General features: G+C 65.2%; 14 protein-coding genes. 5 read left to right on the top strand and 9 right to left on the bottom strand.

Going from position 1 to position 10,691, the window contains the following annotated elements:
• The 5 genes from QOD90_RS15310 to QOD90_RS15290 form a co-directional block, all read right to left on the bottom strand.
• Positions 1-964, bottom strand: a 964-nt coding sequence (locus QOD90_RS15310; protein WP_526351118.1) for a cytochrome P450, incomplete at its 3' end; no start/stop codon positions are given.
• 10 nt (positions 965-974) lie between these two features.
• Positions 975-1,169 carry a ferredoxin gene (locus QOD90_RS15305; RefSeq protein WP_526351116.1) on the bottom strand — a complete coding sequence of 65 codons (195 nt, stop codon included), beginning with the start codon at positions 1,167-1,169 and terminating at the stop codon, positions 975-977.
• Positions 1,166-1,837, bottom strand: coding sequence for a TetR/AcrR family transcriptional regulator (locus QOD90_RS15300; protein ID WP_526351114.1), 672 nt, complete (start codon positions 1,835-1,837; stop codon positions 1,166-1,168). The genes QOD90_RS15305 and QOD90_RS15300 overlap by 4 nt, the downstream gene beginning before the upstream one ends.
• 63 nt (positions 1,838-1,900) lie before the next feature.
• Positions 1,901-2,719, bottom strand: a complete 819-nt coding sequence (locus QOD90_RS15295) for an SDR family NAD(P)-dependent oxidoreductase (protein ID WP_526351112.1) — start codon at positions 2,717-2,719, stop codon at positions 1,901-1,903.
• The gene (locus QOD90_RS15290; protein ID WP_526351110.1) at positions 2,716-3,546 is read right to left on the bottom strand and encodes an alpha/beta fold hydrolase; all 831 of its coding nucleotides are present in this window, start codon (positions 3,544-3,546) and stop codon (positions 2,716-2,718) included. Before QOD90_RS15290 ends, QOD90_RS15295 begins: the two co-directional genes overlap by 4 nt.
• Before the next feature lie 172 nt (positions 3,547-3,718).
• Between QOD90_RS15290 and QOD90_RS15285 the strand changes: the two genes are divergently transcribed.
• Genes QOD90_RS15285 through QOD90_RS15265 form a run of 5 tightly spaced genes read left to right on the top strand, consistent with a single transcriptional unit; the run spans position 3,719 to position 6,887 of the window.
• Positions 3,719-4,462, top strand: a complete 744-nt coding sequence (locus QOD90_RS15285) for an Asp23/Gls24 family envelope stress response protein (RefSeq protein ID WP_526351108.1) — start codon at positions 3,719-3,721, stop codon at positions 4,460-4,462.
• Positions 4,463-4,506: 44 nt separating this feature from the next.
• Positions 4,507-5,217 carry a hypothetical protein gene (locus QOD90_RS15280; protein ID WP_526351120.1) on the top strand — a complete coding sequence of 237 codons (711 nt, stop codon included), beginning with the start codon at positions 4,507-4,509 and terminating at the stop codon, positions 5,215-5,217.
• Positions 5,214-5,810: a cytochrome c oxidase subunit 3 gene (locus QOD90_RS15275; RefSeq protein WP_526351106.1), complete on the top strand. Its 597-nt coding sequence runs from the start codon at positions 5,214-5,216 to the stop codon at positions 5,808-5,810. The genes QOD90_RS15280 and QOD90_RS15275 overlap by 4 nt, the downstream gene beginning before the upstream one ends.
• A gap of 5 nt (positions 5,811-5,815) precedes the next feature.
• The gene (locus QOD90_RS15270) at positions 5,816-6,112 is read left to right on the top strand and encodes a cytochrome C oxidase subunit IV family protein (protein WP_526351104.1); all 297 of its coding nucleotides are present in this window, start codon (positions 5,816-5,818) and stop codon (positions 6,110-6,112) included.
• A 22-nt stretch (positions 6,113-6,134) separates the two neighbouring features.
• Entirely contained in the window at positions 6,135-6,887 is a 753-nt protein-coding gene (locus QOD90_RS15265; protein ID WP_526351102.1) for an SDR family NAD(P)-dependent oxidoreductase, read from the top strand.
• Here the strand turns inward: QOD90_RS15265 and QOD90_RS15260 are convergent.
• From QOD90_RS15260 to QOD90_RS15245, 4 genes are read right to left on the bottom strand one after another with little or no spacing between them, the layout of a single operon-like run.
• The gene (locus tag QOD90_RS15260; RefSeq protein ID WP_526351100.1) at positions 6,884-7,453 is read right to left on the bottom strand and encodes an NADPH-dependent FMN reductase; all 570 of its coding nucleotides are present in this window, start codon (positions 7,451-7,453) and stop codon (positions 6,884-6,886) included. The genes QOD90_RS15265 and QOD90_RS15260 overlap by 4 nt on opposite strands.
• An 11-nt stretch (positions 7,454-7,464) precedes the next feature.
• Positions 7,465-8,451 (bottom strand): cyclase family protein, encoded by a 987-nt coding sequence (locus QOD90_RS15255; RefSeq protein ID WP_526351098.1) that lies wholly within the window; start codon positions 8,449-8,451, stop codon positions 7,465-7,467.
• The gene (locus QOD90_RS15250; protein WP_526351096.1) at positions 8,448-9,275 is read right to left on the bottom strand and encodes a coniferyl-alcohol dehydrogenase; all 828 of its coding nucleotides are present in this window, start codon (positions 9,273-9,275) and stop codon (positions 8,448-8,450) included. Before QOD90_RS15250 ends, QOD90_RS15255 begins: the two co-directional genes overlap by 4 nt.
• An 18-nt stretch (positions 9,276-9,293) precedes the next feature.
• Complete coding sequence (locus QOD90_RS15245; protein WP_526351094.1) at positions 9,294-10,604, bottom strand: LLM class flavin-dependent oxidoreductase; 1,311 nt, start codon at positions 10,602-10,604, stop codon at positions 9,294-9,296.
• Positions 10,605-10,691 lie beyond the last annotated feature (87 nt).

The following is a 10,691-nucleotide window of genomic DNA, read 5'->3' as shown; positions in this document are numbered from 1 at the left end:
TGATGCCCTCGCCGGCACGGATGGTCTCGCCACCGATCTCGATGTCCTCGGTCGCGACCCGACGCTGCCCGTTCTGGATGATCGACAGGTAGCGCATTAGTTCCTCGGCGGCGTTCGCGATGAACTTCGGATCAACCGAATCACGAAGCAGTGCGGCCTGTTCGGGGTTCTCGAGCAGGGCCAACACGCCGATGCCAATCATGTTGGCCGTGGTTTCGTGGCCGGCGATGAGCAACCCGGTACCCAGCTGCGCAGCTTCCTTCACGCTGATCTCGCCGGCGGTCACCCGTTCGGCGAGATCGGACACCGCGTCCTCGGCCGGGTTGGCCTGCTTCTTCTTGACCAGGTCGATGAGGTACTGGTGCAGGCTCATCGCGCCCTTTTGCATGGCATCCGCGGCCGCGAAGCGAGCGAGACCAGCGTTGGCGTGCTCCTGGAAGAATTCGTGGTCTTCGTAGGGGACGCCAAGCATGTCGCTGATCACCTTGGTGGGAACCGGCAGTGCCAGCTTGGCGATGATGTCGGCAGGCTGCGGGCCGGCCAGGATCGCGTCGATGCACTCGTCGGTCACCTGCTGGATGGTCGTGCGCAAACCCTCGACACGCTTGAAGGTGAACGGCTTGGACAGCATCCGGCGGAACCGGGTGTGTTCCTCGGCGTCGGACGTGAACACCGAACGGGGTCGCTTTTCGACGGTGGACAGCATGTGTTCGTTCCAGTGCGGGAAGCCCTCGATCCGGTCGTCAACGCTGACGCGCGGGTCGGCGAACAGCGCCCGCGCGACGGCGTGCCCGGTGATCAGCCACGGCGTGGTGCCGTTCCAGATGCGCACCCGTGAAAGCGGCTTGGCCTCGCCCATCTCGAGCATCTGCAGTGGCGGGGCGAACGGGCAGCGCGGCGAACGCTCCATCGGGTACTCGGGTACGTTGGCCGAAACCTTCTCGGCGGCAAGCGTTTCTGACATCGATACTCCGTCATTCCTCGAGGTGGATGGCCAGGGCGGGGCACGCGGCCGCGGCCTTGCGGGTGTCTTCGGCGAGATCGGCGTCCGGTTCGGAGATGAGCAGGACGACCACGCCGTCGTCGTCGCTCTGGTCGAAGACCTCGGCCGCGTTCAACACGCACATCCCGGATGACACGCACTTGTCCTGATCGACGGTCACCTTCACGAGGCGCCCCCGCGGGCTAGCGGGGTCACGGGCGCGAGCCACATTCCGACGATCGCATCGATGAGACCCGTGCCCGCCGACTGCCAGGAGGTTCGGCTCGCCGCGCTGGCACCCTTGGCCAGCGCGCGCTCACGATCGGCGCAGCTGTGCATCAACAGGTTTCGCGCCATGATGTTGCGGTCGAACCTGACGTCGAGTGGCAGGTCGGGAAGACAGCGGTTGATGCCGTCGACGACCTGGACGAGCGACGACGAACTCAACGCGTCCTTGACGACGAAGCCGTGGTACGCAGGATCGGTCATCGCCTGCGCGGCGAATCGCGCGTACCAGGTCGGGTTGCCAAGATCGGCAAGATGGTCGGTCAGTGGGCGTACCAGACACGACACCCACGAACGCATGTCGGCGTCGCGATCGACTTGCTCGACCAGCCGTTCCCGGTGCGCCTCGATGGGCGCGCGGTGACGCTCCTCGATGGCGCGGACGAGGTCGGTCTTGGTCCCGAAGTGGTAGCCGACGGCGGCGTTGTTCCCCTGTCCGGCAGCTTCACTCACCTGTCGGTTGGACACGGCGTAGACGCCGTGTTCGGCGTACAGCCGTTCAGCGGCGGTGAGGATCGCCTCGCGTGTGGTGCTGGCGCGCTCAGTGCGCAACGGCCGGGCTGCGGTCACTTGCCCAGTCAACGCGTACCCGCCGATTAAGTCAAGCGATTGATTTAAATTGGTCGGGCGGCGTCAGGATTCCGGTCTCGGTTTCCGGCGCGGCATCACCTTGCCGGCCACCGTGCCACCGTCGACCGGCAGGACGGTGCCGGTGACGTAGCGCGACCGATCTCCCGCGTAGTAGAGGACGGCCTCGGCGATGTCCTCGGGCGTTCCCTCCCGCTGCAGCGGGCGGTCGTCGCGCATCTGCTGACGGATCCGCACCTCGAACCTCTCCAGCCGCTCGCGGTCCTCATCTGAGGCAGCCGTCTGCAGCAGCGGTGTCGGGATATTCCCCGGCGCAATGCAATTCACCCGTATGTCGTAGTTCGCCAACTCGATCGCCGCCGACTTGCTGAAGTGGATGACCGCCGCCTTGGAGGCCCGGTAGCTGGTCACTCCACCACCCGGCTGGACGCCTCCGATCGACGAGATGTTGACGATCGATCCACCGCCGTGCTCGGCCATGTGCCGCGCCGCGTCGCGGGTGCCCGCCATCACGCCAAGCAGGTTGATCCGCATGACGCTGTCGAACTCCGCGAAGTCCTCGTCGAAGAGACCCTTCTTCAGCGGGCTCGACCGGCCGGCGTTGTTGACCATGACGTGCAGACCACCGAACTTCTCGACCGCGGCGGCGACGAGTTCGCACACCTGTGCCTGGTCGGCGACATCGGTGTGGTGGAAGTATGCGTCGGGCCCCGCATCGGCGGCCACGGCCGCACCGAGCTCGTCCTGCACATCGGCGATCACTACCTTGGCGCCCTCGGCGAGGAACTTCTCGACGATGCCCTTGCCGATCCCCGATGCACCGCCGGTCACGATCGCGACCTTGCCTGCCAGTTCATTACTCATGACGCTGAGCCTCCTCCGAGGAATTCGAGCAGCAAGTCGTTGACGACTTCTGGACGTTCGATCTGTGGGCAATGTCCCGCCGCATCGACCACCGCTGAGCGGGCATCCGTGATGCGGGCCGCGATGTCGGCGGCCCACCCCGCTGGCAACAGCTTGTCCCCCGCACCCTCGATGGCCAAAGTGGGCACGGTGATGCGCTCGTAGGCACGCTCCGTCGACGGACTCGCGGGTGCGTTCAGGCCCGGCCTGCGGAAGCGCGCGGCGGCGATCGCCTCCCACGCGCCTGGGGCCGTGCTGGATTCGTGGCGCCTGGTCACGTAGTCGTCGTCGGCCGGATAGTCGGGATCGAAGAAGAGCGCCGTGACGATCAGCCGCATGGCTTCGACGGTCCCGTCGTAGTCGAACAGCGCACTGGCATGTTCGTTGCGCTGGATCTCGCCACCGCCGCAAATCAGCGCCAGGCTCCGGACGGGCAACACCGGCGCCGTCGAGGTGGTGTCGGTCAACAGGTTGATTGCGCCCATTGAATTACCGACGAAGTGGGCCGATTCGACGTTCATCGCCTTGCAGAAGCTCGCGACGTGCCGGATTCGCATACCGCGGCCGTCGACGAAGTCGATGACCTTCGCGGAGTTCCCGTAGCCCAGCATGTCCGGCGCCAGTACGCGATACCGCTTGGCCAGTGCGGCGACATTGCGTTCCCATCCGAGTTCGGCGCTCGCACCGAACTCGCCACCATGCAGCAGGACGACGGGGTCGCCCCTTCCAGCCTCGAGGTAGCCGGTGTTGAGTCCATCGACGACGACCTGCTTGCGCTCGAACTTCACGCGTCCGACGATACTGGCACTTCCGGTATCGGAGAACAACGTTCTCCCATTCGTCGAATGGCCGAGGTGCTTAATTGGCAACGCCGCCGCTGAAAGCATCGACGGAGCCCACGGCGGTGGGGTACCGTGCCCTAGTAGCCGATCGGCTACTTGCCAACGAAAGAGGGGTCAGATGCAGATTCTCGCCGAGGCGGAGGACCTCCCCAAGACCGCCAACGTTCAGACCCAACTGATCAGCCTATGGACCGCACCCCTCGTCGGCGTCGTCCTGCTGATCGCCTTCGTCGGCTTTCCTGGCTTCCTGCCACCCATGTCGCCCACCATGACCGCCGATCAGGTCGCACAGTTCTACCGGGAAAACACCGCAATGGTCTGGTTCAGCATGATCACCTTCAATCTGCTTGGCATCATGCTGATTCCGTTCTTCATGGTGATCGTCGTGCAGATGAAGCGGATGGCGACCCAAAGCCACGTCTTCGCCTACAGCTATCTGACCGCAGCGGTCAGCGGAGCAACGCTGTTCGCCCTTGCCGACATCTTCTTCCTCGTCGCGGCCTTCCGGCCGGACCGCAATCCCGAGCTGACGCAACTGCTCAACGACCTCGCGTGGATCACGTTCATCGCGCCGGTCGGCATGGTGGTCGCGCAGTGTCTGCTGCTCGGGTTGGCGATCTACTTCGACAACGGCCCCCACCCGGTGTTCCCACGGTGGGTCGGGCACTACGCGGTCGCCACCGCGATCGCGATGATGCCTGCCGCAGGTGCCGCCGTCTTCAAGACGGGCCCGCTGGCGTGGGATGGGGTGGCGTCGTTCTGGTTGCGCAACATCGCCTTCGGCGCCTTCATCGTCGTGATGTTCTTCGTGCTGCGGTCGGCGCTGCATCGTCAGGCCGTCGACGAAGGCGTGACGCTGTGAGCAGCACGACGTCGACCGAACCCGCGTCCGAGTCCACCACCGACATACTCCGAGGCGCCGGCAAGCGCGACGTCTGGATCGTGTTCTGGATCGTGCCCGCCTTCTACACGTTGTTCGGCATCATCTTCTTCGCCTTGGCCAAGGTGATGCCGCCGCCCCGGCCAGACATCACGACTGCGCAGAAGGTGGACTTCTTTCAGGCCCACGGGTCGACCATTCAGATCGGCTTCACGCTCCTCATTCTCGTCGTCGGCGGCGCCGGGGTGTCGAACGGAATCGTGCTGTTTCACATGAAGCGGATGACCGTCGGGTCGGTGTTCGCCTACGGCTACATGGCGTCGATGGCCGTCGGCGCACTGCCCGGCTGCCTGCTGGTCGCATTCTGCTTCCTGGCCGCCACGTTCCGCGCCGGACGGGACCCCGAAATACTGGCACTGCTCTACGACCTCGGGCTGCTCTCCTTCGTCGGCTCACTGGGTTGCTTCTCCGCCGCCTACTTCGTCTTCGCCGTGGCGATCCTGTACGACAAGAATGGGATATTTCCCAAATGGCTTGCCTACGTTTCCATCTGGCAGATCGTCACCGAGATCCTCGCAACGCCGGTCTTCATCTCGAAGGCAGGGCCATTTGCGTGGAATGGATCGATCTCGTTCTACATGGGCACGGTCGTCTTCGGCATCTGGCTGAGCTGCGTGATCGTCTTCCTCAAGAAGGCCACCGAGCTTCAACCCACGGATGAGGCACCACTGCCATGACGACTACGACGCTGCCGCACCCCGACGACGCCACAGCGCGAAGCCAGAAGCACCTTCCCGGCGACTCTCACATGTGGGTGATGGTGCTCGGGGACCTCGTCATCTTCGGAACCTACTTCCTGATCTTCATGGTCCACCGAGCCATGAAGCCCGCGCAGTTCCTGGCCGCGCAGCAGCATCTCGACATCACCATCGGCGTGATCAACACCCTGGTGTTGCTCACCAGTTCGCTGTTCATCGCGCACAGCGTGTACGCCGCCCGCGCCGGGAATTATGCCCGCGCGCAACGACTCACCTATCTCGGTGGGCTATGTGGAGTGTTGTTCATCGCCATCAAGGCCTACGAATGGACGGTCGAGATCGCAGGTGGTTACACGCTGCCGAGCAACGACTTCTTCATGTTCTACTTCATGCTCACCGGAGTGCATCTGTTCCACGTCTCCCTCGGCTTGGTGATCCTTGGGGTCGTCCTGCGCGAGCTCCGCAACCCCCGGCGCCGCAGGATGTCCATGGTCGAATCCGGTGCCGTCTACTGGCACATGGTCGACCTTCTCTGGATCGTGATCTTCGGCCTTCTGTACGTGATGAGGTGACCGCGATGACCAACGGCAACTTGGGGCTGCGAACGCGCTCTCGCAGGACGACGCTGGTGTGGCTGGCGTTGTGTGCAATCACCGTCAGCACGTGGTGGCTGGCGCCAGGCCACCGCGGCGGCGGGGCTGCGGTGGCGAGTTTGCCGATCACCGTGGCCGTGCTCCTGCTGGGATTCGTCAAGGGCCGCTTGATCATCAGGACCTTCATGGAGGTGCGGACCGCGCCACGCTGGCTCCAGCTGTCGACCGACGCCTGGCTCGTCGTCCTGTGGGGGTCGATCCTCGCGATCTATCTGTACTGAGGCTCGTCGTAGAGTCTCTGCCATGACCGGACAACTCGACGGCAAGCGAATCCTCGTCACCGGAGGCGCCACGGGCATCGGCGCCGCCGCCGTCTCCGTTTTGGCCGCGGCGGGTGCTCGAGTCGTCGCCACCTACCACCGCACACCGCCCTCGACCGGCGACGAGGTCTCCTGGGTGCAATGCGATGCCACCCAGCAGAGTTCGGTCGACGCCGCGTTCGACGACGCCGTCGGCACCCTCGGCGGACTGGACGTACTCGTTCACGCCGCCGGACTGTGGCACCCCGGCGTGCCCGGCCAAATCGAGGTCGACGACGTTCGCCACGTGATGGACACCAACTTCACGTCGACCGTTCTGGCGAATCAGGCCGCCGCGGCCGCCATGGGCCGTGATGGTGGCCGGATCATCAACTTCGGGTCCAGCGAGGGCGTGATGGGCAGCCCGATGTCGGCCATCTACGCTGCATCCAAGTCAGCCGTCGCGTCTTGGACCCGGTCAGCGGCCAAGACCTGGGCCGCGCAGGGCATCACGGTGAATGCGCTCGCCCCGGCCGTGGAAACACCGGGAGCACAACGGCTCCGGGACTTCCTTGGCCCAGACCTGCTGCCCATCATCGAACAACAACTCGCGGCGTCGATCCCGCTCGGCGGCAAGCTGGGCGACCCGACCACCGACCTCGGGCCGATGCTGGTGTTCATGGCTGGCGACGGATCGCGCTTCATCACCGGCCAACTGCTCGCCGTCGACGGCGGCCTGATGATGCTCGGCGCCTAAGCCGCGCGCACCGCTCCCACCAGCAACTGGGTTGCGAGCATGTCCAGCTGACCTCGGATGGTCCCGTCGACGAGGTCACCCGCGTCGTCCCAGATCTCGTCGGCCGAGTTGATCGCGACGCCAAGCGGTGTGGGCCAGGCCCGCAGCGCATGGCCGATGACGCGCAACTGCCCCAGCGTTCCCACGGCGGCCTGCCAACCGAAGGCACAGCTGATGCAGCCCCATGGCGTGTTGTCGAGGTAGACGCGGGGGTCGCCACGAAGGTCCTCGATGTAGTCGAGGGCGTTCTTCACCAGACCCGAGACGCCGCCGTGGTAACCGGGCGAGCCGACGACGACGGCATCCGCATCGCGAAGCGCGTCGACGAGCGCGGTCGCCTTGGCGGTGCGGGTTTCGTCGTGCGGGTTGTACATCGGCAGGTCGATGTCGTCACCGCAGAACAGCATGGTCCGGCCGCCTTGGCGCTCGACGGCCGAAAGGCAATGCCGCAGCGCGCGTTCGGTGGACGAGTTGGACCGCAGTGTACCGCCGAGTCCGACGATCAACGGTTGGGTCTTGGTAGTCATCACTTCGGTGCTCACTTGATTGCAATCGGGCTGACTGGCGCTCCAACGGCGCCCACCACCTTGAGGGGTGGTGCGATCAGCTGAAATTCGTAGACGCCGTCGGCGGCGCAGTCCGTGGCCAGTCCGCCCAGATCCCAATACTCGCCGAGCATCAGTCCCATGTCGCGGAGGCAGAGCATGTGCATCGGTAGGAAGGTCCCGTCCACTCCGTTGGCCGGATCTGGGTCTTCGACCATCAGGTTGTCGGCTGCCACCGCGGCGACCTCGTGATCGTGGAGCCAGGAGGCACACGTCCAGTCCAGGCCGGACCCGGCTTCGGCGCCGTCGCCGGTGGATAGGAAGCGCGTCCACCATCCGGTGTGTACGACCACGATGTCGCCGCGGCCGATGCGCACTCCCTGCTTGGCGGCGATGTCGTCGAGTTCGGCTGGCGTGATGGGCTTCCCGGGTTGGCAGAACGTCTCCTCGCCGCGGTGCGCCACCACGTCGAGCAGCACGCCACGCGACGCGATGCCCTTGGCGTCGACCTTCTCGATGCCGCAGTGGAATGCGCCGAAACTGGTCACCGAGTCCGCGGGGAAGCCGTTGTACAGCTTGTCCTCGTAGTAGACGTGCGACAGCGCATCCCACTGGGTGGCCGCCTGCAGGTTCATCACGATCATGTCGTCGTTGAAGCGGAACGGGTTGTCGACGAAGAACGAACTCAACTCCTGCGCAACGGAATTGCGCAGCCAATCGGGAGCGTACTTGCACAGCGTGTTGGCGTCACCACCATCCACCGTCATGACGTGGACCGGGTTCTGCCGAAACTTGAACGCGCCCTGGGGGCCCGACGAGCTGAAGTCGCCGCCGAGTGAGATGACACGGCCCTTCTTGACGCATCCGGCCGCTTCTGCGACCTTCTCGGCCGTAATGAAGTTCAGCGTGCCGATCTCGTCGTCGTCACCCCACCTGCCCCAGTTGCGGACGTCATCGGCGGCGCGCCGGAAGTCGGTCATGCTGGCCACAATGCGGATCCCTCCATGGTTGCGGCGACGCGGGCGGCGAGGTTCCCGCCATCGACCCACAGCACCTGTCCGGTCACGTAGCCTGCCGCAGCACTGTTGAGGAACACCAGGGCGGCGGCCTGCTCCTCCGGGTTGGACACCCGGCCAAGGGGTTTCGGAATGCCGTCGAGGTACTCCTGGCCGTATTTGGTCCTGAGCTGGTCGAGAATCGGCGTCTCGGTGACGCCGGGACCGGTGCAGTTGATCCGGATGCCCTTGGCCCCAAGTGGTACCGCGTTCGCCATTGCATACAGGATGATTGCCTCCTTGGCGACGCGATAGCCGCCGTCCGCGTGCGCGTCGGGATGATCGCGGCACCACTGCACCCCGTCGGCAAACGTGCCGGTGCCGAGCAGGCCCGCCACCTCACCCATGTTCTCCGCATAACCGGACGCCGCCAACGACGAGACGCTGACGATCGACGATCCGGCGGGCATCCGTGGCACCAGGGCCTCGGTGAGGTGACGTGTGCCGAGGAAGTTGATCTTCACGACCAGGAGGGAGTCACCGATGCCCGACGACACTCCCGCGACGTTGAAGAGCGCATCGACGGGGCCGCCGAGCTTGGCTACGACCGCATCGATGGACACCGGGTCGGACAGGTCCACCTGATGAAAGTCCTTGAGATCAACCGCAGGTGGCCGGACGTCCAGCCCGACGACGTCAGCGCCCAGCCCACTGAGTTGATTTACCAGTGCCGCTCCGATGCCCGACGCGCAGCCAGTCACCGCGACGCGCCTGCCGTCGTAGTTCACCAGGTCGTTGAACTGCCCCACGGTCCGGTCCCGTCTCACTCAGCCTGTGGCTTCCCGCTGGTCCTTCTCCAGCTGCGCGGCCTGCACCCGTCCTTCGTTGATCTCGGCCATCGCTTCGGGAATCTCACTCGAGGTGAACTTTCCACCCTGCCCGGTCGGCAGACCGCCGAATGAGTAGTTCTCGTCGAACTCGGGCGCCGTCGACACCTCGCGCCGGGCCTCGAGCTTCTCCAGGACCGGCGCAAGCCGCTTGGCCTTCGCGGCGACGGCCTTCTCGTCGCGTTCGATGAATTCGGGGAGGATCTCCTTCCCCATCAGTTCGATGGACTCCATCGTGCCCTCGTGGCTGCGCGGGTTGAGCAGCAGGATGATCTCGTCGACGCCGCTCTCCTCGTAGCCCCGCAGGAACTCCCGGACGGTGTCCGGCGAGCCGATCGCGCCGCGGCCGGGACCGTAGGCGAGCGTCGGATCCGACTCGACCTCTTCGAGATAGCGCTCCCAGACACCCGTCCGTCCCGGGGTGTGCATGCCGGTCATGTAGTAGTGCATGATCCCGAAGGAGAAGAACCCACCGCCGACGCCGAGTCGCTGCACGGCCTGCTCGTCGGTCTTCGCGACCATCATCGACAGGTCTCCGCCGATGGCAAGGATGTTGGGGTTCATCACCGGGGTGATCGGTGAACCCTTCTCCTCGAGCTCGCGGTAGTAGCCGTCGACGCGCTCCTTGAGCGGACCGGGCCCGGTGTAGGCGAAACTCAATGCGCCGATTGCCTTCTGGGCGGCCATCTGAACTGACGAGGGACGGGTGCACGCCACCCAGACCGGCGGGTGCGGCTGCTGCGCGGGCTTGGGTATGACGTTGCGGGCGGGCATCTCGATGTGCTGGCCCTTGAAGCCGGTGAACGGCTCCTCGGTCATGCACCGGATGGCGACCTCGAGGGCTTCCTCCCACTGGCCCCGCTTGTCGGCGGGGTCGATGTTGAACCCTCCAAGCTCACCGACCGACGACGACTCGCCGGTACCGAACTCGACGCGGCCGTTGGAGATGAGGTCCAACGTGGAGACCCGCTCGGCCACTCGGGCCGGATGGTTCACGGCAGGCGGAAGGTGCATGATGCCGAAACCGAGGCGGATGTCCTTGGTGCGCTGGCTCGCCGCGGCCAGGAACATCTCCGGCGCGGTCGAGTGACAGTACTCCTCGAGGAAGTGGTGCTCGGTGAGCCAGACCGTCGAGAACCCAGCCTTGTCGGCCGCTTCGACCTCGTCGAGGCCGTCCTGGAACATCTGGCGTTCGTCGTCCTGCACCCATGGCCGCGGCAGGGCGAACTCGTAGAACAGTGAGATCTTCATGATTTCCTCCGATAGGTGTCGTGCGTCGAACCGATGTGCTTGGCGGCTACGTAGCCGAACGTCATGGCGGGACCGATGGTCGCGCCT

This window comes from Mycobacterium sp. (assembly GCF_032161845.1).
GTDB lineage: Bacteria > Actinomycetota > Actinomycetes > Mycobacteriales > Mycobacteriaceae > Mycobacterium.
The sequence above is the reverse complement of the archived record's forward strand: the minus strand, read 5'-3'. Positions and strand labels throughout refer to the sequence as shown.

What these genes read in the sequence shown, in the direction of transcription:
- QOD90_RS15245 (WP_526351094.1), bottom strand. Translation starts at nt 10,604, where the DNA reads ATGAAGATCTCACTGTTCTACGAGTTCGCCCTGCCGCGGCCATGGGTG.
- QOD90_RS15275 (WP_526351106.1), top strand. Translation starts at nt 5,214, where the DNA reads ATGACGACTACGACGCTGCCGCACCCCGACGACGCCACAGCGCGAAGC.
- QOD90_RS15270 (WP_526351104.1), top strand. Translation starts at nt 5,816, where the DNA reads ATGACCAACGGCAACTTGGGGCTGCGAACGCGCTCTCGCAGGACGACG.
- QOD90_RS15265 (WP_526351102.1), top strand. Translation starts at nt 6,135, where the DNA reads ATGACCGGACAACTCGACGGCAAGCGAATCCTCGTCACCGGAGGCGCC.
- QOD90_RS15255 (WP_526351098.1), bottom strand. Translation starts at nt 8,451, where the DNA reads ATGACCGACTTCCGGCGCGCCGCCGATGACGTCCGCAACTGGGGCAGG.
- QOD90_RS15285 (WP_526351108.1), top strand. Translation starts at nt 3,719, where the DNA reads ATGCAGATTCTCGCCGAGGCGGAGGACCTCCCCAAGACCGCCAACGTT.
- QOD90_RS15260 (WP_526351100.1), bottom strand. Translation starts at nt 7,453, where the DNA reads ATGACTACCAAGACCCAACCGTTGATCGTCGGACTCGGCGGTACACTG.
- QOD90_RS15295 (WP_526351112.1), bottom strand. Translation starts at nt 2,719, where the DNA reads ATGAGTAATGAACTGGCAGGCAAGGTCGCGATCGTGACCGGCGGTGCA.